This is a genomic window from Pseudomonas sp. Kh14, from assembly GCF_900291005.1.
Classification (GTDB): Bacteria; Pseudomonadota; Gammaproteobacteria; order Pseudomonadales; family Pseudomonadaceae; genus Aquipseudomonas; species Aquipseudomonas alloputida.
This window is the reverse complement of the sequence record NZ_OLKJ01000025.1, coordinates 117372-139454: the sequence shown is the minus strand read 5'-3', so window position 1 is coordinate 139454 and position 22083 is coordinate 117372. Positions and strand designations below refer to the sequence as shown.

Annotated in this window: 19 protein-coding genes; 9 read left to right on the top strand and 10 right to left on the bottom strand. The window is 62.6% G+C overall.

The genetic code is table 11. The features are described 5' to 3' along the window. Window positions 1-21: 21 nt before the first annotated feature. Together FQ668_RS13050 and FQ668_RS13045 are read left to right on the top strand one after the other, a co-directional pair. The gene (locus tag FQ668_RS13050; protein WP_119713509.1) at window positions 22-1602 is read left to right on the top strand and encodes an aldehyde dehydrogenase (NADP(+)); all 1581 of its coding nucleotides are present in this window, start codon (window positions 22-24) and stop codon (window positions 1600-1602) included. Window positions 1603-1762: 160 nt separating this feature from the next. Beyond that, window positions 1763-3136, top strand: a complete 1374-nt coding sequence (locus FQ668_RS13045; RefSeq protein ID WP_014591463.1) for an 8-oxoguanine deaminase — start codon at window positions 1763-1765, stop codon at window positions 3134-3136. 113 nt (window positions 3137-3249) lie between these two features. On the opposite strand, the gene FQ668_RS13040 is transcribed toward FQ668_RS13045, so the two are convergent. Continuing rightward, window positions 3250-3741, bottom strand: a complete 492-nt coding sequence (locus FQ668_RS13040) for a GNAT family N-acetyltransferase (protein ID WP_014591464.1) — start codon at window positions 3739-3741, stop codon at window positions 3250-3252. Between the two features lie 162 nt (window positions 3742-3903). On the opposite strand from FQ668_RS13040, the gene FQ668_RS13035 reads away from it, so the two are divergent. Further along, window positions 3904-4494: a biliverdin-producing heme oxygenase gene (locus FQ668_RS13035; RefSeq protein WP_014591465.1), complete on the top strand. Its 591-nt coding sequence runs from the start codon at window positions 3904-3906 to the stop codon at window positions 4492-4494. A gap of 199 nt (window positions 4495-4693) precedes the next feature. Beyond that, window positions 4694-5068 carry a hypothetical protein gene (locus FQ668_RS13030; RefSeq protein ID WP_014591466.1) on the top strand — a complete coding sequence of 125 codons (375 nt, stop codon included), beginning with the start codon at window positions 4694-4696 and terminating at the stop codon, window positions 5066-5068. 28 nt (window positions 5069-5096) lie between these two features. Here FQ668_RS13030 and FQ668_RS13025 read toward each other — a convergent pair whose 3' ends face one another. Further along, window positions 5097-5252, bottom strand: a complete 156-nt coding sequence (locus tag FQ668_RS13025) for a DUF2986 domain-containing protein (protein ID WP_014591467.1) — start codon at window positions 5250-5252, stop codon at window positions 5097-5099. A gap of 212 nt (window positions 5253-5464) precedes the next feature. On the opposite strand from FQ668_RS13025, the gene FQ668_RS13020 reads away from it, so the two are divergent. Continuing rightward, window positions 5465-7219: a phosphoethanolamine transferase CptA gene (locus FQ668_RS13020; protein ID WP_014591468.1), complete on the top strand. Its 1755-nt coding sequence runs from the start codon at window positions 5465-5467 to the stop codon at window positions 7217-7219. Between the two features lie 12 nt (window positions 7220-7231). Here the strand turns inward: FQ668_RS13020 and FQ668_RS13015 are convergent, their stop codons facing one another. From FQ668_RS13015 to FQ668_RS13000, 4 genes are read right to left on the bottom strand one after another with little or no spacing between them, the layout of a single operon-like run. Beyond that, entirely contained in the window at window positions 7232-7762 is a 531-nt protein-coding gene (locus tag FQ668_RS13015) for a membrane integrity-associated transporter subunit PqiC (RefSeq protein ID WP_019438985.1), read from the bottom strand. Between the two features lie 11 nt (window positions 7763-7773). After that, complete coding sequence (locus FQ668_RS13010) at window positions 7774-9414, bottom strand: intermembrane transport protein PqiB (RefSeq protein WP_076403199.1); 1641 nt, start codon at window positions 9412-9414, stop codon at window positions 7774-7776. After that, window positions 9414-10043 carry a paraquat-inducible protein A gene (locus tag FQ668_RS13005; protein ID WP_144180276.1) on the bottom strand — a complete coding sequence of 210 codons (630 nt, stop codon included), beginning with the start codon at window positions 10041-10043 and terminating at the stop codon, window positions 9414-9416. The genes FQ668_RS13010 and FQ668_RS13005 overlap by 1 nt, the downstream gene beginning before the upstream one ends. Next, complete coding sequence (locus tag FQ668_RS13000; protein ID WP_014591472.1) at window positions 10040-10636, bottom strand: paraquat-inducible protein A; 597 nt, start codon at window positions 10634-10636, stop codon at window positions 10040-10042. The genes FQ668_RS13005 and FQ668_RS13000 overlap by 4 nt, the downstream gene beginning before the upstream one ends. Window positions 10637-10786: 150 nt before the next feature. On the opposite strand from FQ668_RS13000, the gene FQ668_RS12995 reads away from it, so the two are divergent. Continuing rightward, on the top strand, window positions 10787-11260 hold the full coding sequence (locus tag FQ668_RS12995) for a YMGG-like glycine zipper-containing protein (RefSeq protein WP_014591473.1): 474 nt from the start codon (window positions 10787-10789) through the stop codon (window positions 11258-11260). A 45-nt stretch (window positions 11261-11305) separates the two neighbouring features. Here FQ668_RS12995 and FQ668_RS12990 read toward each other — a convergent pair whose 3' ends face one another. Beyond that, window positions 11306-12217, bottom strand: coding sequence for a LysR family transcriptional regulator (locus FQ668_RS12990; RefSeq protein ID WP_014591474.1), 912 nt, complete (start codon window positions 12215-12217; stop codon window positions 11306-11308). Window positions 12218-12496: 279 nt separating this feature from the next. On the opposite strand from FQ668_RS12990, the gene FQ668_RS12985 reads away from it, so the two are divergent. After that, the gene (locus tag FQ668_RS12985) at window positions 12497-12883 is read left to right on the top strand and encodes a VOC family protein (protein WP_003250815.1); all 387 of its coding nucleotides are present in this window, start codon (window positions 12497-12499) and stop codon (window positions 12881-12883) included. Window positions 12884-12924: 41 nt separating this feature from the next. Further along, on the top strand, window positions 12925-13494 hold the full coding sequence (locus FQ668_RS12980; protein ID WP_014591475.1) for a hypothetical protein: 570 nt from the start codon (window positions 12925-12927) through the stop codon (window positions 13492-13494). Between the two features lie 153 nt (window positions 13495-13647). Here the strand turns inward: FQ668_RS12980 and FQ668_RS12975 are convergent, their stop codons facing one another. From FQ668_RS12975 to FQ668_RS12965, 3 genes are all read right to left on the bottom strand, one after another. Then, window positions 13648-15327 (bottom strand): MFS transporter, encoded by a 1680-nt coding sequence (locus FQ668_RS12975; RefSeq protein ID WP_014591476.1) that lies wholly within the window; start codon window positions 15325-15327, stop codon window positions 13648-13650. A 258-nt stretch (window positions 15328-15585) separates the two neighbouring features. Further along, window positions 15586-16005, bottom strand: coding sequence for a VOC family protein (locus FQ668_RS12970; RefSeq protein WP_003250810.1), 420 nt, complete (start codon window positions 16003-16005; stop codon window positions 15586-15588). Window positions 16006-16080: 75 nt separating this feature from the next. Next, window positions 16081-17007, bottom strand: a complete 927-nt coding sequence (locus FQ668_RS12965; protein WP_003250808.1) for an alpha/beta fold hydrolase — start codon at window positions 17005-17007, stop codon at window positions 16081-16083. 182 nt (window positions 17008-17189) lie between these two features. Here FQ668_RS12965 and FQ668_RS12960 point away from each other — a divergent pair, with 182 nt between their 5' ends. Continuing rightward, window positions 17190-22079: an NEL-type E3 ubiquitin ligase domain-containing protein gene (locus FQ668_RS12960; RefSeq protein ID WP_369333831.1), complete on the top strand. Its 4890-nt coding sequence runs from the start codon at window positions 17190-17192 to the stop codon at window positions 22077-22079. The last annotated feature ends 4 nt before the right edge of the window (window positions 22080-22083 follow it).

The window sequence follows — 22083 nt, the reverse complement described above, 5'->3', positions numbered from 1 at the left end:
TCATTGCCAACGGGAAACGAAATGTCCATCGAACACCGCCTGAACCACATCGCCGGCCAGCTCAGCGGCCACGGTGACGTGCTGCTGCACAGCCTCGACGCCCACACCGGTGAAACACTGCCATACGCCTTCCACCAGGCGACCGGCGACGAGGTGGAGGCCGCCGCGCAGGCCGCCGAGGTGGCTTACCCGAGCTACCGCAGCACCCTCCCCGACCAGCGCGCCGCCTTTCTTGACGCGATCGCCAGCGAACTGGACGCGTTGGGTGATGACTTCATCCAGGATGTGATGCGCGAAACCGCACTGCCTGAAGCACGCATCCGCGGCGAACGCAGCCGCACCAGCAACCAGCTGCGCCTGTTTGCCGAGGTGGTACGGCGTGGCGACTTTTACGCTGCACGCATCGACCGCGCCCTGCCCCAGCGCACCCCGCTGCCGCGCCCGGACCTGCGCCAGTACCGCATCGGCGTGGGCCCGGTGGCCGTGTTCGGCGCCAGCAACTTCCCTCTGGCCTTCTCCACCGCTGGCGGTGACACCGCTTCGGCGCTGGCCGCCGGCTGCCCGGTGGTGTTCAAGGCACACAGCGGACACATGCTCACTGCGGCCCATGTGGCCGCGGCCATCGACCGTGCAGTGACCGGCAGCGGCATGCCGGCAGGCGTTTTCAACATGATCTACGGTGCCGGTGTGGGCGAAGCGCTGGTCAAGCACCCAGCCATCCAGGCAGTCGGCTTTACCGGCTCGCTGCGAGGTGGCCGCGCCCTGTGCGACATGGCCGCAGCGCGCTCGCAGCCGATCCCCGTGTTCGCCGAAATGAGCAGTATCAACCCGGTGATCGTGCTGCCGCAAACTCTGCAGGCTCGCGGTGAACAGGTGGCGACCGAGCTGGCCGCCTCGGTGGTGCTGGGCTGCGGGCAGTTCTGCACCAACCCGGGCCTGGTGGTGGGTATCCGCTCGCCACACTTCGAGCATTTCCTGCAAACGCTTGTGGCACGCATGGCAGACCAAGGCCCGCAGACCATGCTCAACGCTGGCACCCTGCGCAGCTACCAGAATGCTGTGCAGCACCTGCTGGCGCACCCGGATATCCAGCATCTGACCGGCCAACCGCAAACGGGTAACCAGGCTCAGCCGCAGTTGTTCAAGGCCGACGTGAGCCTGCTGCTCAATGGCGACCCGCTGTTGCAGGAAGAAGTGTTCGGCCCTTGCACCGTGGTGGTTGAAGTGGCCGATGCCCAGCAACTGGCCGAAGCATTGCGTCACCTGCAAGGTCAGCTGACTGCCACCCTGATCGCCGAAACTGACGACTTGCGCACCTTTGCCTCATTGGTGCCGTTGCTGGAACGCAAGGCCGGGCGCTTGCTGCTCAATGGCTACCCGACCGGCGTGGAGGTTTCCGATGCCATGGTGCATGGCGGGCCCTACCCGGCCACCTCCGACGCCCGCGGCACTTCGGTCGGCACCTTGGCCATCGACCGCTTCCTGCGCCCGGTGTGCTTCCAGAACTATCCGGACGCACTGCTGCCGGATGCGTTGAAAAACGCCAACCCGCTGGGGATTGCCCGATTGCTGGAGGGTGTGAGCAGCCGCGAGGCGGTGTGATCTTTCATGGCTGCAACCCGTGCCGGCCTCTTCGCGGCTCTAGCCGCCAAGAGGCCGGCACTCGCACTTCGAGCTGTATACAATCAGTAAAAAGCTTGCTTACAATACCGAGCGCCTATGACATCGGTAATCGCCGATGCGTATTGCGCAGGCTTGCACCATGTCATCTACAAATCCTGCAAAAACGCTCCTCGTCAAAAACGCCGCACTGCTGGTCACCATGGACGGCGAACGCCGCGAAATCAAGAACGGCGGCCTGTTCATCGAAGGCAACCTGATCAAGCAAGTCGGCCCCAGCGATACCCTCCCGCAGCACGCCGACGTGATTCTGGACATGGCCGGCAAGGTGGTCATCCCAGGCTTGGTCAATACCCACCACCACATGTACCAGAGCCTCACCCGCGTGGTACCGGCAGCTCAGGATGGCGAGCTGTTCAACTGGTTGACCAACCTGTACCCGATCTGGGCGCGCCTGACCCCCGAGATGATCGCGGTGTCGACCCAGACCGCCATGGCCGAGCTGATCCTGTCCGGCTGCACCACCTCCAGCGATCACCTGTATATCTACCCCAACGGCTGCAAGCTCGACGACAGCATCCACGCCGCTGCCGAGATCGGCATGCGCTTCCACGCCGCGCGCGGCAGCATGAGCGTGGGCCAGAGCCAAGGCGGCCTGCCACCTGACGCGGTGGTGGAAAAGGAAGCCGACATCCTCAAGGAATCGCAACGCCTGATCGAGGACTACCACGATGCCAGCCACGGCTCGATGCGCCGCATCGTGGTCGCGCCATGCTCGCCGTTCTCGGTCAGCCGCGACCTGATGCGCGAAGCTGCCGTGCTGGCGCGCCAGTATGGGGTGTCGCTGCACACCCACCTGGCCGAGAACGTCAACGACATCGCCTACAGCCGCGAGAAGTTCGGCATGACCCCTGCCGAGTACGCCGAAGACCTTGGCTGGGTCGGCCATGATGTATGGCATGCCCACTGCGTGCAGCTCGACCAGCACGGCATCGAGCTGTTCGCCCGCACCGGCACCGGCGTCGCCCACTGTCCATGCTCGAACATGCGGCTGGCCTCAGGCATCGCCCCGGTACGCAAGATGCGCGACCACGGCGTACCGGTAGGCCTGGGGGTCGATGGCTCTGCCTCCAACGACGGCGCCAGCATGATCGGTGAAGTGCGCCAGGCGCTGTTGCTGCAACGGGTGGGCTTCGGCCCTGACGCGATGACCGCACGCGAAGCACTGGAGATTGCCACCCTGGGTGGCGCGAAGGTGCTCAACCGCAATGATATCGGTGCCCTGGCCCCGGGCATGGTCGCCGATTTCGTCGCCTTCGACCTGGGCCATGTGGCGTATGCCGGCGGCCACCATGACCCATTGGCGGCACTGGTGTTCTGCACCCCGACCCAGGTGCATACCAGCGTGATCAACGGCCGCGTCGTGGTGAAAGACGGCCAGCTGGCCACCGTCGACTTGCCGCGCGTACTGGAACGCCACAACCAGCTGGCCCATCAGCTGGTCAGTGGCACTTGAGGCCTGGAATCAGCTCGGCATCGCCGGGTTGAATGAAGGTCATGCGCAGCCCTCTGGGCTGCGCTGCCATGTAGAAAAGCTGCGGGTAGCGCGCACTGCGATGTCATGTCCACTCAAAGGTCCATGACCATCTCATGCCAGGCCATACCGCCGTGGTCCGACGGCGACGGTTTCACGTATCGGTAGCCCAGCTTCTGGTACAGGGCCACATGCTGCTCCTTGCACATCAGGTGAATGGTCTGCTTGCCCGCCGCACGCATGCGTCCGATGAATTCGTTCATCAACACTTTGGCGTAGCCTTTGCCTTGGTGGGCCGGGTCTACAACCACCGACATGATCACCACGTTCGCTGCCGCCGGGTCATGGCCGACCAGCTCTTTGAAGGCCTCGTCGGACATCACGACCTCGTGGGCGCAGCCACTGTTGATGAAACCCACGATCTCGCCGTCACTTTCCAGCACCAGGAAGCCTTGTGGGTATTGCGTGATGCGCGTGCGGATTTTCTCCAGCGTGGCCGCCTCATCCCCTTCATAGGCGCCAATTTCGATGGCGTAGCAACGCTCGGCATCGGCGGGAACGGGGGTGCGGAACTGAAACGCGCTCATGGCAGGTATCCTTGGCAATGGTAAAAGCAGCCGCCATGATAAATGAGCATCGACCTTGCACTCCATCATTGCGAACTCGGTCAGGTCGAGTGTGTGACGCTTGCTGCCTGCCAAGGATGGCAAGCATCATGGGGGCCTTGCTCTATTGCCACGGATACGCCGATGACCGCTGTAACTTTTCCCTTCACCGAACCCAGCCGCTGCAAACGCCTGAAGGCGGCCAGCAGCAGGGATCATGACAGCGTCGATCAACTGGTAATGGCTGCGCGGCCTTTCGAGAACCGCGAGCGATATGGTCGCTTCCTGCAGGTGCAGCACCGTTTTCATGGCAGCCTGCTGACGTTGTATCAGGATGAACAGCTCAACCAGCAACTGCCGGGGTTGGCGGCGCTGTCACGTTTCACGGCGGTCGAGGCAGACCTGCGCGACCTCGGCCTGCCGCTGCCAACGCCCACCCAACCGGTCCGTGTCAGCTCGGCCCAGGCCTTGGGATGGCTGTATTGCAGTGAAGGTTCGAACCTGGGGGCGGCGTTTCTCTACAAGCACACGCAACGTCTTGGGCTGGAGGGTGACAAGGGGGCCCGCCACCTGGCCCCTCACCCGGATGGCCGAGCGCTGCATTGGCGCGAATTTGTTGCCCGACTGGACAGCCTGGTGCTGGGGGAGCAGGAGGAAGCAGAGGTGGTAACGGGGGCGATTGCAGCGTTCGACAGTTATCGGGGGCATCTGCGTGAGGTATTTGCAGGCAGTTGACCAAGCGCAATGGCAGCTTTAGCGAGTGCTGCACATCACCAACCGCCACAGCGATTTTCTACAAGTTGTTGCTGTAGCGAACTTTTTCTTGATTCCCTGTCTATGTGTGAGGCACAGAAAGGTAGCGGAACGCGAGACAAGGTTCGCCCCACACCTGCTGGCCAGATGGCTCATTCGTTATCAGAGGTTGGCTACGCTCATGAAAATACATGTCGCAAGGTTGGTGCTGCTCGGCGTGTTCTCGCTCGCGGCGGTGGGCACGGCATCGGCAACGCAAATGAAAGCCGCCGAACCGGTTTCACCGGCTGTCCAGTCACCGTTAAAGCCAGCCGGCAACCCTTGGTCGAGCGTGACCAGCGTGGCCGTTGAACAGCCGGCCACGCTCCTGGCGCATGATGACGATCGCTGGCACGACCACCGAAGCGACTGGCGCCGCGAACAGTGGCGGCGTGAACAAGCCCGTCGGGACTGGGAACGGCGGCGCGACTGGGAACGGCGCCGTGATTGGGAGCGCCGCCATGAGCGCGCCATGCGCCAGCGTCATCATGACGCGCATCATTACTACCGCCGTTGAAGCCCGTGCGATCGGTGTAGGGGCGGTGTCAGTCGGCCAGCTGGGAAGCCTCGCCCACCGCCTCTGCCTCCATCTTCAAGCGGTCCGCCTTGCAGATGTACTTGGGCTTGCGTGGCGCCAGCTTGGCACTGGCCTTTTTGGCATGCGCCTGCAATAGCTGCTTGATCTTCTTACGACGGTTCATGGTCTACGGGGCCTGTCAGTACGTTTTCGCTGCCGCCATCATACCCCGGCGGCCAGGGGAAAACGCGGTGAACGGCCCAGCTTATGCCTGCTACGGCCATGCAGGTCACAGGATTCAACGCGTTGACGTTATTTTCACAGTCCGCAGATTAGCGTCACGCCCTTTCCGGCCACGCGCACAACCGCTGGCCGCCAAGGTACCACGAGGCATACGTGTCACACACTACATCACCCGCCGCGCACAAGCGCGTGGACTGGGCCGGCCTCGGCTGGCTCTTGCTGTTCTTCTGGTATTTCTCCGGTGTAACCCAAGCGTTGCTGCTGTTCAGCGGGACGACCGGCTTCGCCGGTTTTCGCGATGCACTGTTCCTCAGCAGCCTGTGGCTGGCGCCCGTCCTGTTGCTGCCGCGCTTCACCCGCGCCACCACGGCAATCATCGGTCTGGTGCTATGGGCTGCATCGCTGGTGGGCCTGAGCTACTTCGGCATCTATCGCCAGGAGTTTTCACAAAGCGTCATCTTTGTGATGTTCGAGTCCAACACCGCCGAGGCTGGTGAGTACTTCAGCCAATACTTCAGCGTGGGGCTGGGCCTGGCACTGGTGCTGTACACGCTGGTTGCGGTACTGCTGTGGCGGCGCGTGCGCCCGGTCAGCCTGCCACTGCGCAGCCGCCTGCCGGTGGTCGTGCTATTGCTGGTGGCCAACCTGGTCGTGCCGTTCTACAAGCAGATGGTGACCCAGGAGCGCAACTTCGCCGATGCGCTCGAAAAAGTGCAGCAGCGAATGGAACCGGCCGTACCCTGGCAGTTGCTGGTGGGCTACCGACAGTACCGCCAGCAACTGGACAACATGCAGAAACTGCTGGCCCAGAATGCCGCACTGCCACCGCTGCAAAACCTGCGAGACAGCAGTGGTACTGCGCCACGCACCCTGGTATTGGTGCTCGGCGAGTCGACTACCCGAGAGCACATGCACCTGTATGGCTATGACCGCGACACCACGCCCAACCTCGACGCGCTAGCCGCCAGCGACAAGGGCCTGACCGTGTTCCGCGACGTGGTATCACCGCGCCCGTACACCATCGAAGTGATGCAGCAGATCCTCACGTTCGGCGACGAACAGAACCCGGACCGCTTCCTCACCGACCCGTCGCTGATCAACCTGCTGAAACAGGCAGGCTACAAGACCTTCTGGATCACCAACCAGCAGACCTTGACCAAGCGCAACACCATGCTCACCACCTTCTCGCAGCAAACAGACGCGCCGGTGTACCTGAACAACCAGCGCAACCAGAATGCCCGCCAGTACGATGACGTGGTGCTGGCACCGTTCGAGAAAGCCCTGCAAGACCCTGCGCCCAACAAGTTCATCATCGTGCACCTGCTGGGCACACACATGGACTACCGCTACCGCTACCCGGACGACTATGCGCACTTCAACGACAAGCAAGGTGTGCCAGCCAAGCTGACGGCGGACCAGGTAGAAACCTACAACTTCTATGACAACGCGGTGCGCTATAACGACTATGTGGTGTCGAGCCTGATCAAGCGTTACGCGGCAGGCAACCCCAACGGGTTCCTGATGTACCTGTCCGATCATGGTGAAGACGTGTACAGCTCCGGTGACCACGACCGCTTGGGGCGCAACGAAGGCGCACCGACCCGGCCGATGTACACCATCCCGTTCCTGCTGTGGACCTCGCCTAGCTGGCAGGCCGAGCACCCGCGTGACTTGCAGGCAATGGCCGATCGCCCCTACAGCAGTTCGCACCTGATCCATACCCTGTCAGACCTGGCCGGGTTGAGCTATGACCGCTATGAACCGGCCAAGAGCCTGGTGAGCCCAGCGTTCGTGGTAGCACCACGCTGGATCGGCGACCCGTACCGCAAGGATGGCTTGCGCGAGTTCGACCACCTGCCGCTGGACAAGGCCGACGGGGTACGGGAAACAGCCAGCACCCGGCAGTAATGAGGCCAAGGTTCATGCAGGGCAGCTACCCTGCCGGGCACTCCCCCGCACCGCCTCGGCCAACTTGCGCAGGTTGGCCTGGTGCGCGTTCACCAGGCTGGTGATGCTGTTGTCTGCGGCAGTCTGTACTGACGTACGGCAGGTCAGCTCGGCCTGCCCTTGCTGCTTCAGGCGCCACACGGCCTCCAGCGAGGCGTAGCGCCCTGGTACCGTGTCGAAGCGTTGTACATCCACTCGCAGTGACGCCTTGCCGCCGCCTGCCGGGCCGCCCAACTGGTCCTGCAGGGCGCTGCGGAATTCATCCACCAGGTTGGCGCCCCACCACTCCGTCTCCAGAATGGCCAGGCCGCTCTGCCCTTGCCGCACCACCAACTGTGGGCGGTCGACCTGGGGCGGCACAGCCACCCTGACCACCTGGATGCGCTGGCCGCTGTCACGTATCGGTTCGCTCGGTACCAACGTGTGGTAGTTGTTCGGCGTACTGCTGCAGCCCCCGAGCCACACCAGCAGGCTGGCCACACATACATTGCGCAGTCGTTGCATCGGCTGTCTCCTCAGGGTTCAAGGTCTGCGGGCCCGGCCGCTTTCGACCGGCCACGAATCAGCGACTCGGGGTGGCGGCCCAGGTAATCGGCAAGGTCACGTAGCGAACGCGACATGCGCTCCAGCTCGTCCAGTGTTTCACCCATTCGCTCGCGCTGCGGCGAATCTTCGGAAATGGCCGAGTTGGCCGTGCGCAGGGTCTTGTGCACCTCGTCCAGCGCCACTTTCACCTCCGGCAGCGTCTGGCCATTGAACTGCTTGAGGCTGGCGCGCAGTTCACGCAGGCTGCCGTCCAGGTTACCGGCGATGCTCTCCAGCGGCAGCTTGGCAATGCGCTCCACCACCCGCTGCAGCTGTTCCTGCAACTGCTCAAGGCTGCCGGGCAGCGTCGGGATCATGATGGGGTTGGCAGCCATGTCGAAGGTCACCTTGGGGGCATCCGGGTAAAAGTCCAGCGAAATGAACATCTGCCCGGTGATCAGGTTGCCGCTACGCGCCTGGGCCCGCAGCCCATGTTCGACAAAGGTGCCAATCAGTTTCCGCGCCCCTTCCATATCGCCCTCGGTGTGCTTGAACACCGCCAGCATCTTGCGGTGCACCGGCCCTAGCCGCTGCGGGTAGATCACCGCATCGACCACTACCGGGAAGGTCTGCCGCGTAGCATCGTAATCGAGCTGGATCGAGGTGACCCGGCCAAACTCCACCCCCTTGAACTCCACGGGCGCGCCCACCGACAGGCCACGCATGGCCTGGTCGAAGCGCAACTGCAGGTACTGCGCCTGGCCATGCGGAGGCGACAGCGCCATGTCGCGGTCGGCGAATAGCTGGAAGCGGGCCTGGTCGGCAGCAGGCTCGGCTTGCGCGGCGAAATCGGGCGAGCCGAAGGCCAGCCCGCCCACCAGAATCGACGACAGCGATTCGGTATCGACTTTCAGGCCATTGGCACCTATCTGCATGTCAATGCCACTGGCATTCCAGAAGCGCGTGTCAGCAGTGACGAACGTGTCGTAGGGCGCCTGCACGAACACGCCAATCTCTACCCCCTTGCCATCGCCCTGGAGGGCAAAGGACACCACCTCGCCCACCGGGATCTTGCGGTAGTAGATTGAAGAGCCGATATCCAGCGAGCCCAGGTCGCTGGCGACAAGAACAAAGCGCTTGCCCTTTTCGTCATAGGTGATCGGGGGTGGCAGCTCCAGGCCGACAAAGGACTTTTCCGGCACCTTCGACTCGCCGGAATCAGCCCCGATGAAGCTGCCCGAAAGCAACGTGTCCACCCCGGAAACCCCGCCCACGCCGATGCGCGGTCGCACCACCCAGAAGCGCGCCCCCCGGGTAGCAAATGAACGGGCATCGTTGGAGAGCTGAACCTTGGCCACCACGCTCTTCTTGTCGTCGGCCAAGTCCACCGTGGTCACTTCGCCAATCACCACACTGCGGTATTTTACCTGGGTCTTGTGCGCCACCAGTCCCTCCCCGCTGTGGAAAGAAATGGTAATCACCGGCCCTTGCTGCATCCAGTTGCGCACCACCAGCGAAGCGCCGATGAGGATCGCCAGGATCGGCACGATCCATACCAGCGACACACTCCAACGTCGGGTGCGCACTTCAACCTGCCCAGGGCCCTCGCGCTTGTCAGTCTGTTGCCCCATCAATGCGACCTCCCCTCGTTGGCATGGCTATCCCAGATCAGGCGTGGATCAAAGCTCATCGCAGAGAACATGGTCAGCACTACCACCATGCCAAAAAACAGAATGCCCACGCGCGGCTCGATGGTGCCCAGCCCGCGCAGTTGCACAAGCGCAGCCACCAGCGCCACTACCATCACATCGAGCATGGACCAATAGCCGATCAGCTCGACGAAGCGGTACAACTGCGTACGCTGCCGGCAGGCCCAGGAAGAACCACGCTGGGCAGTGAACAGCAGCAGGCCAAGGGACAAGAACTTGATGGCGGGCACACCCACGCTGGCAATGAAAATGATCAGCGCGATGTCCCAGGCCCCGGCTTCCCAGAACTCCAGCACGCCACCGCCAATGGTGCTTTCTGTACCACTGCCGAGCATTTCGGTGTGCATCACCGGCAGCAGGTTGGCGGGGATGTAGAAAATCAGGGCTGCCAGCAGAAACGCCCAGCCACGGCTGATGGAATTGGCCTTGCGTCGGTGAATGACGGCGCCGCAACGGTTGCAGGTGTGCGCGCCACTGCGCGTGTCGCATGCCTGGCCACAGCCATGGCACAGACACAAGCCAAGGTCGTGCGCATTGACCGGGACAGTCATACCTGTTCCCACAAGTCGCGGATGTCCTTGCCGGCAATGTGGATGATCAACATGCTCAGTGCGGCCAGGGCCAGCAGGCCGATACCGGGGATCACATCGAGCAGCCCCGCCAGCTTGATCACCGCCACCATCGCCCCCAGCAGACACACCTCCAGCATGCTCCAGGGCCGCAGGCTTTCCAGGCCACGCATGCACAGGGCAAAGCCGGGGGCACGCTGGCCGGCGAGGGCAAAGCCCAACACCCAGCACAACAGGGCAATTTGCAGCAGCGGCGCAAAAATGATCGACAGCGCCATGACCAGGGCGATGAAAGTGATACTGCCGTGACTGAGGATCTGCACGGCGTCCCACAATGTGGCCGAGTGGGTCAGCCCCTGCATGCCGATGGTCATCACCGGGTAATAGTTGGCGAACACCAGCAGGACACCGCCAGTCACACTCAGTGCCAGCCGCTGCTCGATGGTCAGTGACCTGTGCCGGTACAGCACGCCGCCACAGCGCTGGCAAAGGGCACGTTGATGTTTGAGCAACGGTGCACGGTGGTACACCGTGTCGCAATACTCGCAGATGATCAGATCTTGCGGCTGGCTCATGGTTTGCCCGCAGGTAGCCTTGGATCAGGCCAAGAGGCTAATCGGAACAGCGTCTGATATCCGGTGTAGACCATCTGGGCAAAACTTCCATCACGACCTCAAAGGCGAACTATCCTGTGAGGCGGGCTTTCCGCCCGGTGGAGGTGTGCCATGCGTACGTTCACGTGGAGTTACCTGTTGATGCTGCTTTGCGCAGCATCGGCCGCCCAGGCGCAGTCGGTGGTGCCGCTCAAGGGCCAGAGCAGCCAGCAGATGCAACTGGATATCAACGATTGCAATACCGTCGCCACCAATGCCGCAAACGGCACAGCGACGTCCAGCGACCCCCATGTCGGTGGCCGGGTTCGCGGTGCAGCTGCGGGTGCCGCCGCCGGTGCTGTAGGTGCGCAGGTGCGCGGCAACCAGCATGACGAGTTGTATGACCGGGTGGGTGACGATGCCAAGCAGCAATACCGGCAGAACCGTGCTGGCGAAGTGGCCGCCGCCGGGGCCGCGGTCGGTGGCATGCGCCAGCGTCAGGACCGGCGCCAGGACCGGCGCGGCCAGGACGAGGCCAAAACCCAGGCCCATGCCAGTGCCTACAGCGGTTGCCTGCAAGGGCGCGGCTACCAGGTCAACCCCTGAGCAATCGCCACGCCATGCGCCTCCTGCCGGGGTGGCATGGCGTGCTCAGTTCAGGAACTTCGCCAGCTCTTCCCGACAAAACTCCACGAACAACTGCGCCGGTTTGGTCAGCTGGACTCGCTTCAACCACGCCGCAGCCAGCCCCGACAGCGCCACCGGCTCGGCAATGTCGAGCATTGCCAGGCGCTGGCCGTCATAGGTGTATTCCGAATGCGGACGGGTTACCAGCAACGAAAAACCGAAACCCTGACCGACCATGCCGCGCACCATCTCGATCGACGGCGAACTGAAGACGATGTTCGGTGCCAGGCCCATCTCGTTGAACAAGCTGACGAAGTAGGTACGGCTAGGGGCCACGTCCAGCAGGATCATCGGCTCGGGGCACAGGTCGCGCAGCGAGACCTGGGCCTGGCTGGCAAAGCGGTGGTTCTCGGGTAGCAGCACATAGGGCTTCTGCGGCGGCATCAGCGGCTCGGCCTCGATGGTGCCATCCAGGTCGTGGTCATAGAGAAATGCCAGGTCGAATGTTCCAGCGGTCAGGCCCTGGATCAGGTCCTGCTGTTCACCGTCGCGCAGGCGAATGTCCACACCCGGGTAACGCTGGCGAAAGCCGGCGATCAGGCGCGGCAGGTACAGTGGCGCCACGGTTTCGAAACAGCCAATGTCGATTTGCCCGGCGACGGTATCGTTGTCGGCCAGGGCGTTCTGTTCGAACTCATGGGCCATCTGCAGCAGCGACTTGGTCTTGGCGTAGAAGCGTTTGCCGCTGGGCGTCAATGACACACCCTGGGCGTGGTGGCGGATGAACAGCTGCACACCGAAACTTTCCTCCAGGCTCTTGATGGCCGTGGAGATGGACGGCTGGGCGATGTACAGCTGGCGTGACGCTTCGGCCACACTGCCCGCTTCCACGGTGGTGACGAAGTACTTCAGTTGTCGCAAGGTATAGGCAGCCACAGGGTACCTCTCTGAAGCGGGTCTTGGCAGGCTGGGATCATGCCTCACACTTTACCCTTGGCTGCCGCTCTGCGGGCGCTGAGCGCTGAAGGATTTACCTATGCCTTGAACAGGTTTTTTGTAGGGTCTGCCAGTACCTCAGCTCACAGGCCATTGCGCAAACCGGAGCCGCACCACGCTTGCGCCTGGAACGGGGCCCCGTGGCACAGCAACCACTGGTCAAAAACGCCCGAACGTCTTTACTGATAGTCATCGGCCCCAGGTAAACGGTGTGTGCTTATGAAGATCGTGGTCACCAGCATCCTCGTCGACGACCAGGCCAAGGCCCTGGCTTTCTACCACTACGTACTCGGTTTCGAGCCCAGGCACGACATCCCCATGGGCCGGCACCGCTGGTTGACCCTGACTTCGCCCAACGACCCCAATGGCGTCGAACTGCTGCTGGAACCCGACGCGCACCCGGCGGCCAAGGTGTACAAGGCCGCGCTCAAGCAGGATGGCATCCCCGCCACCTCGTTCGGCGTGCGTGACATCCAGGCCGAATACACCCGGCTATGTGCAGCCGGTGTGCAGTTCATCCGGCCACCAACCCCAATGGGGCCGGTTACCGTGGCGGTGTTCGATGACACGTGCGGCAACCTGATCCAGATTGCCCAGAAGCACTAGCCGGTTGCCCTTTCCCCAATGCGCACCCACAAGGAAAACAGATGCGCCACGAATTCAGCGAAGTGCTCAACGACCTGGTCGACTACTTTCTGCTTGGCGATATCCAGTTGCTCGAACGCTACAAGCAAGACCAGCAACTGCCCGACGACCTGGCCCATGCGTTCACCCACGGCGACAGCGGCGACCAGGCTGTGCGCGAAGGCATCGTGCTGCCGCTGGCCGGTGTCGACAACCTGCCCTACCGCATCCTCTTCACCCTCGATAACCACACACCGGCCCTGCGCGAGGCCGGCAGCCGCCTGAAGCACCGGCGCAATGGCTATGTACTGCGGATCGAGCACGGTGCGCTGATGCTGTACACCTGGCGCATCCTGCAGCACTTCACGCCCAAGACCCTGGGTGACCTGATGGCGCGTTACCAGCTGCCAGGGCGGCCGATCATCGAGCTGGACAATGGCTGGTACGACGTGGAGGTGCTGGCGGGGGCGCTGGTGCGCGACGGGTTGTACGAGCCAGCGTTCGAGTTCGTGCTGAAGAAGCGCTGGAGCCGGGGTGAGGCGACAGCTGTGGATACCGGGTATGCATTCGGGCTTCGTGGCTACTTCGACTGATTGATCGCCTGTGCCGGCCTCTTCGCGGGCAAGCCCGCTCCTACACAGCGTTCGAGGCCTGTGCTGGCCCTTTCGCGGGTGAACCCGCTCCTACAGCAGTACCTGTAGGAGCGGGCTTGCCCGCGAAAGGGCCAGCACAGGCAAACTCGACCTTCAGGTGTGATTGATATCCCGATCCTTGGTCTCCGGCAGGAAGAAGATCCCCAGCACCGCCGTCATCACGGCAATCACGATCGGATACCACAAGCCGTAATAGATATCCCCGGTCGCTGCCACCATGGCAAACGCCACGGTCGGCAGGAAGCCGCCGAACCAGCCATTCCCGATGTGATAAGGCAGCGACATCGAGGTGTAGCGGATGCGCGCCGGGAACAGCTCCACCAGCCAGGCGGCAATCGGCCCGTAGACCATGGTCACGTAGATCACCAGAATGGTCAGCAGCAACAGCACCATCGGGTAGTGGATTTTCGCCGGGTCGGCCTTTTCCGGGTAGCCCGCCTCTTTCAATGCACCACTCAGGGTTGCGGTAAACGCTTCGCTTTGCACTTTGAAGTCCGCCGCGGTCAGGCTGCTGCCATCAAAGCTCGGCAATACCCGTTCGCCAATGCGGATCTGTGCCACGCTGCCGGGCTCCGCCGCTTCATTGGTATACGGGATGGCGCGCTTGGCCAGCAGGCTCTTGGCAATGTCGCAGGAGCTGGTGAATTTGGCCTTGCCCACCGGGTCGAACTGGAATGCACATTGGCCCGGGTCGGCCACCACCACCACCGGGTTCTGCTCTTGGGCAACGAATACATCCGGGTTGCCGTACTCGGTCAGTGCCTTGAAGATCGGGAAGTAAGTCAGCGCGGCGATGATGCAGCCGGCCATGATGATCTTCTTGCGGCCAATCCGGTCGGACAGGCTGCCGAAGAAAATGAAGAATGGTGTGCCGATCAACAGTGAACCGGCAATCAGCAGGTTGGCGGTCTGCGGCTCGATCTTGAGCGTCTGCAACAGGAAGAACAACGCGTAGAACTGTCCGGTATACCACACCACGGCCTGGCCGGCGGTGCCGCCGAGCAGCGACATGATCACCACCTTGAGGTTGTCCCAGCGGGCGAACGATTCGGTCAGTGGCGCCTTGGATGCCTTGCCCTCGGCCTTCATCTTCATGAACACCGGCGACTCGTTCAGCTGCAGGCGGATGTACACCGAAATCGCCAGCAGCAGAATCGACAGCAGGAACGGTATCCGCCAGCCCCAGGCCTCGAACGCTTCCGTCCCCATGGCCGTGCGACAGGCCATGATCACCAGCAGCGACAGGAACAACCCCAGGGTGGCGGTCGTCTGGATCCAGGCAGTGAAAAAGCCGCGTCGGCCCTTGGGCGCATGCTCGGCCACGTAGGTGGCCGCGCCGCCGTACTCACCGCCCAGCGCCAGCCCCTGCAGCAAGCGCAGGGTGATCAGGATGATCGGCGCGGCCACGCCGATCGTGGCGTAGCCCGGTAGCAGGCCCACCACTGCGGTGGACAGGCCCATGATGACAATGGTGATGAGGAAGGTGTACTTGCGCCCGATCATGTCGCCCAGACGGCCGAACACGATGGCGCCGAACGGTCGGACGGCAAAGCCGGCGGCAAAGGCCAGCAAGGCAAAGATGAACGAGGTGGTTTCATTGACGCCAGCAAAGAAGTGCCTGGCGATAATCGCGGCGAGTGAGCCGTACAGGTAGAAGTCGTACCACTCGAATACCGTGCCCAGGGACGAGGCGAAGATGACCTTGCGCTCCTCCTTGGTGATACCGCGTTGGGGCGCGCTGCTGCCCGTGGATGCACTGTCGAGAACCGCCATGGGTTGCCTCCGTCATGTTGTCATGCAGGCCGGAGCACCTCACACTCACTTCACCGTCGCACCCAGGCCCTGGCGCTTGCTTTGGTTGCGCGAAGCACGACGAGGCGGGCCGCCTCGGATCGCAGCAAGGTTTATGAAGCATAATTGGGATTGGCTGGATATCCACCCGCCTGGCCCTGCACGAGAGGGCGGCCTGGACAACACCCAGCTCCGGGGTGCTGGGCGATAGCGGGCTGACTGACGATTTTGTTGGGTGTTTCACCCACCAGGCACTACCGGCCCCTTCAACTCGACCTGATTACCATCCGGGTCGTAGCAGTACAGCGAAAGCCCCTCGCCTTCGGCACCATACCGCTTCTCTGCAGGCTCCACCTTTACCCCGGCGGCTTCCAGATAGGCCGTCAACGCGGCCTCGTCGAACGGCTCGATGCGCAGGCAGAAATGGTGCAGGTTGCGCCCTTCCACGCCCGGGGCAGCTCCGCCTGGCTGCCCCAGCGGGCCATCCAGGGTCACCAGGTCGATCATCGCCGTGCCCGTGGCCAGGTGCACCATGCCCAAGTCTTCGCGCACGCGGCTGACGGTGCAGCCGAGCAGCTCGGTGTAAAAGGCAACACTGCGCGGCAGGTCGCTGACCCGCAACACAAGGTGATCGATGTGCTTGATGGTGAAAGGCCGCATGCCGGGCTCCCTGTGGCGTGTTTGCGAATACGTTCGCCACCATAGCCCAGGTTCACCCGGCGTGACCAGAATCAGCTACTCGTTCACCAAGCGTTGCAGTACGCCACCTTCATGGCGCGTCAGGATACGCAGCAGCTGGTCGACCAGCGCCCGGTCCGGCGCATCCAGGTGGAAGTGGTGCCCGCCTGGGTGCCAGGAGACTTTCGCCTGGCTGGGCAAGGCGGCCTGACGCCGGGTAAAGGCCTCGCCGGTGAAGGCCCCCTGGCGGCCGAACAGCAGGTACAACGGGCAGCGGATCTGGCTGAGCAGGTCGCAGGCTTCGCGCTCGGTCAGGGGCATGGGTTCGGGCAATACCAGCCGCGGGTCGTGGCGCCAGCAATAGCCATCGTCCAGCTGTAGCAGGTCGCGCAGCGCCAGCAGCCGAGCGGCACCTTCCGACAGTTCGGTGTCCAGCCGCTCGCGGCGTTGCGCAAGGGCGGTGTCCAGGTCGTCGAAGCGACCAACATCCGGCTCGGCAAAACCCGGCAACTGGCTACGCTGTACCATGCGCTTGAGCCGGTAGGCCCGCGCCAGGTGCTGCACGCGGTCATCCTCGGCCACCGTGAACGGTGCCCCCATTCCGTCGAGGAAGGTCATGCTGGCAATGCCACTGGTCATGGCCGCCAGCAGCGACGCTATACCGGTACCCATCCCATGGGCCAGCACATGAAATTGCGCCAGGCCCAGGCTGTCGGTCACCGCCAGCATGTCTTCGGCATGCTCCCACAGGTAATAGCCGCTGTCGTGGCGACGATGCCCAGAACGGCCATGGCCAATCAGGTCGGGGGCCACCACGAAGCAGCCGTCCAGCATCGGTGCCAGGCGCTCGAACGAGGCAGCGTTATCCAGCCAGCCATGCAAGGCCAATATGGGAATACCGTCTTCTGCCCCCCAGGTGCGAACCGCTATTTCAACGCCATCGAGGTCTAGCAGGTGGTCTTTCGGACTGCACAGCGAACGCATTGCAATTCTCCTTGGCTGAAGCCTGCACCATGACCTGCCTCACCCTCTCGCAGATCCTCCCTCGCTGCCAGCCCCCCACCGACCCGCGCATGCGCAGGACCGACCGCGGCCAACAACTATCTACCGCACCCCGTCGCCTTGATCAGCGTGGACTATCTCCCCCCACAAAAGAGATGGTGACCATGACAACCCCGACACCGTTGCATCAAAGCCAGATAACCCGATCGTTACCGAAATGGAGCAAGGCGCTCCAACCCTCGCATACACGCAAAGTGGTGCAGAGCCTGTACAAGGAGTATCTCGATGAAGATGGCAGCCCTTACGCGTGGTATGCCACTGCCGATGAGCCAATGCGTGAGCAGCTGCACAACGCGTTGCAAACCCGTAACAAACGTCTGGCGCAAGTCAAAAAGGCGCTGGGCGAGTTCAAGGACATCATCGCGTTCTGCGGCCCGCTGTTGACCGAGCGGTTGAAGCTGAATGTGCCTGTAGACAGGGCGCAGTATGTGTTCCAGCCCTTTGAGTCAGAGGCCAACATCTGGGTCGGCGTTCCCGATGTGGAAACGCCTTTGGTCCCGGACGTGGAAGCGGATGTGCTGGCTACTCGCCCGGTCGGCCAACCGCAAACACGCAGCTTGCTGGAGGCTGCCCTGCACAACTTCGAGGGGCTGGACGAAGTCGGCCCCTACAGCAGGCTCACCAACGCCCCAGGCAGCGACACGCCCCTGGCAGGCCTGACGATGGCGGACTTCGTCGGGCATTGTCGGGCGCTGGACCTTGGCAAACGTTATCAAGACCATCTGCTTGCAACCCATGAAGGCGCCAATCGCGCTGAAATCCAGCGCCTGTCGATTGCAGCGAACCGTGAGGCCTTGAGGGTCCAGGCATTGATCGCCAAGCTCAAAGGCCTGCTGAGCGAGGCCGGGCTCGATGCGCTTGGGCAACTGTGCGACGGCAAGCCTCACCCCACCTATGAAAACGAGGCGTTGCATTGCTGGCACTTCAACTTGTTCGATATCCCCGTCCACGAAATACTGTTCATCGGGCCAGACAACCCTTACCGCACGAACCCCTGCATTGTGTATGTCCCTGGCGACAGCGAGCACCCGGTAAGGGAGTTCGCTTCTCGTCAGGAAGCGGGCAAGCACCTGCGCAGCCGGTTACTGCAAAGCGAGTTTCGCCGAACCTTGGTGCATTTCGCCTACAAGGACCGGCAAAAAGAACTTGCCGTAAAGCTGCAAATCGCGCTGTTCGAAGAGGATGAAGCGGGCATACGCAAACCCCGAATCATGCCAGTGATCCCTTTCACGCTCTCGCCGATCCGAACCGACCCTTGGACGAACTTGTACAACGCACACCTTGCGCGCATGAAGGCCGACGCAAAAACCATTGCAGTCCCTACAGCCGAAGTCGACGCCAACGCCCGCAACGAGCGTCTAAAGTACTGGTTCGACCTGGGGATGAACGTGCTGAATGTCGCCGCGTTCTTCGTGCCGGGGTTGAACACGGTCATGCTAGGCGTTTTTGCTTACGACCTGATGAGCTCTGTTTTCACCGGGTTCGAAGCCTGGGAAGAAGGTGATACCCGGCAGGCACTGGCGCAGCTGGAATCATTGGCCATCAACGCGGGCGTGATTGCCGGCTTTGCAGTGGGCACCAGGATCGTCCAGGCGTCTGGCTTTGTCGATGCACTGAAAAGTGTATGGCATGAAGACAAGGAAGTGCTTTGGCACCCTGACATGAAAACCTATGCGAGCACGGCGGCTATTCCTGAGGGGGCTCAACCCGATTTGCTCGGCCATGTGCACGTCGACGGAAAGACCTACCTGAAGCTGGATGGGACCCTGTACGAGGTGTTTCAGGGCGCTGATCAGCAATGGCGCGTGCGCCACCCCGAGGATGCGCAGGCCTATGCCCCACGCTTGCTGCATCATGGTAACGCCCGCTGGCAACTGGCCCATGAGCAGCCTCTGGAATGGGACCGTGAACAGCTCGCGCGCCGCCTCGGCAGCCATAGCGCAGGCCTGGACGACAGCGAACTGGACCATGCCATGCGCACTACCGGTACCGATCCAGACGTGCTGCGCCGTGCCCAGGCAGCGGGCCTGCGTCCACCCGCTTTGTTGCTCGACACGCTGCAGCGGCTGCAGCTGGACAATCAGACACAACAGATCATCAACTGCGTACGCCATGGGTTGCCGCTGGCTGCGTACAAGAACTTTGCCTTGCCTGAGTTGCTGCGCCTGCCGGGGTGGCCCGAGGGACGCGTGCTGAAGGTTTACCAAGGGCCAGAACCCTGGGGCGAATCGGTGCGCTACGGCCCCCCTCACACGCTGGGCCAGACAGAAATCGAAATTACCCGTACCGACCTGGACAATGGCCAGTTGAGCCAGACCGTGCTGGATCAGATGGATGAAGAAGCCATTGAGCAGTTGCTCGGTGATACACCCACTGAGCACCGATCGTCCGCACTGAACAACAAGCTCGCGCAACACCTGGAACAGCATCGCGAGGCGCTGTTCGAGAGCCTGCAACAAAGACGCCGTCCCACACACACACCCACTGCACAAACCCTCGCCCGGCAGTTTCCCGGGCTGCCGGACAGCGCGCTTGAAGAATTGCTTGCCAACCTCAGCAACGCCGAACGGGAACGCCTGACCAACGGCCGGGTGCCGCTTCGCGTTGCCGAGGAAGCACGCCTTCTGCAAGCTCGAGCGCGGCTTGATCGTGCCCTCCTCGGCCTGTTCAGGCCCAGCCTGGCCAACGACGACAGTCTACGCATCAAGCAGGCGCTGCAAGCCGCGCACCCGCAGGCTGACCCGGCCCGGTTACTGCAACTCGCCCTTGGTGATCGCCAGCACTGCGCCTCACTGCTCGGCCAGCAACCCATCAACCCCAGGTTCCGCTCCCCTTTGCGATTGGCCAACGGCCAGCTGGGCTATCCCCTGAGCGGCCGTGGCCTGCAGGGACGAGCCTTGCCGGCTGCACGTCGACTCCGGGCGCTCTACCCCGAACTCAGCAGCGAGCAAATCAGTGGGCTACAAGCCGAACTGGCTCGAGGAGGCGACCTGGGTAGCGCGATCAACCAGCTGGAGGTCGAGCAGCGTACCCTCAACCGAGATCTCAACCGCTGGGTAAGCACCGCCCGCACCCTTGAAGAGCGCTTTGATCGCCAGCAATGCACCGAGCGACTGATGAATGCTTCCCGCCGTGAAGGCGGCGCGCAAGCCGAAACACTGGTACTGGACCGTATGCAGCTCGAAGCGCTACCCGCTTTCACTGCACGCATGCCGCATATCCGCAATCTCAGGCTCGAGGGGTTAAAGATGCGGCGCCTGGAGGGCAGCTTCCTGACGAACTTCCCTAACCTGGAAACCCTGGAAATCGTCGGCAACCCGGACATCGATGCCGAAACATTGTTCGAGGCGCTCAGGTCGGCACCGCGGCTACGCGAGCTGGGCCTGACAGACAATGGCCTGACCACCCTTTCACCCACCGCCCAACAGGCCATCGGAGCAATGCCCGGCTTGCGACTCCTGTGGCTCAGCCGCAACCGGCTGCAACTCGACACCACCAGTTTGGGCTTCCTGACGCGCTTGCCCCTGGATGCCCTCGGCCTGGCCCACAATCAAATCACCCTCGACGAAAGCCTTGCCGCCCAGTTTCAGGACATGATCCACCCCGTACTACTGCACTTATCAGGCAACCCACTGCAACTGGCACCCGACCTGCGCTTCATGGCCCGTCTTGTCCACCTGGAGCTTGAGCGTTGCGAACTGCAGCAGTGGCCCGACAGCCTGACCGTCCTGATGAGCCAGCCCCAGTACCAACTGCGCTATCTGAACCTTTCGTCCAACCGCATTCGTACCCTGCCAGACTTGCCTGGTGTGCTGCGTACCCCGTTTGCCCGCGATGTCGCCGCGCACTTGCCGGAGCGCCGTTGGCTGTTCAACTACAACACCCTGGAAGCCCAGACACGTGCACGCCTGGGCAGCAGCGGCGTCAACGTCTTCGAACACGCAGAAGACGTGCCACTGTGGCAAGGCGTTTTCCGTGGCGAGGCGAGCAATGCCGAGGAGCAGCTGTGGAGCGACCTGTTCGACCAAGGTGAAAACGCAGCGCTGCTGGGCGTACTCGAACGTCTTGCCCAGTCGGCAGAAGCGCAGCGTGATGGCGAGGCCCTGAGGGCGCGCGTCTGGAAGCTGCTGGATGACGCTGCCCACGACACCGTGCTGCGTGAGCGCCTCGCCACCGTGGCCGGCGATTTCCCGCCAACCTGTGGCGACGCAGGTGCTGATGCGTTCAGTGCCTTGGAGATAGAAGTGCTGGCCCACGAAGCGGCAGCCGTCGCCGGTAGTCGACCCGCTGATCTACTGAGCCTGTATGGCAAGTTGTATCGACGCAGCCAGGTCAATCAACTGGCCGATCGCATCAGCTGGAGAAGGTCCTTGCGCAAACAGGCGCTGCTCGACGGGGCCTTCGATGAAAACCTCCCCCCCTACGATGAGCTGGACGACCCCTCAGCCTTTCCAGACAGCGAACTTCAAACGGGGCTGGTGGACGATGTCGAGGTACGTTTGGCCCTGCGCCAGTCGTTGGCCAGCGCGCTGGACTACCCTGAGCCGAGCCGAGGCATGCTGTACCGCAATACGGCCAGAATCAACGACACAATCATCGAAATGGTGAAAGCTGAGGTCCTTTCCCTGGACAGGGATGCCATCGCTCGGGAGCAATGGTTGACCCAGCAGCCGGGCTGGGTCGAGTACTTGAAACGAGAGCATGCGGCACAGTTCAGCCTGATCACCGACTTCTGGCGGCCAGGCCTTGACTACCTCTATTACTGCCTGGATGAAACCGCCGACCCGGTGACATCCCTGGACAGCTCTGTGCGACGAGCCTTGGCCAGGGTCATGCCTGAAAGCCCGGTGGATGCTGAGGGCAAGCTGCGGCGCGTCGTGCTCAACGAGCAGCAGTATCGCCAGGGCGTGGACGCGCTGACTGCCGAGCAGCAGCAGGTTGAAACCGGTCTGCTGATCAGCCTCACCCGCCAGACGCAAACAATCGGCCGCTGAACCC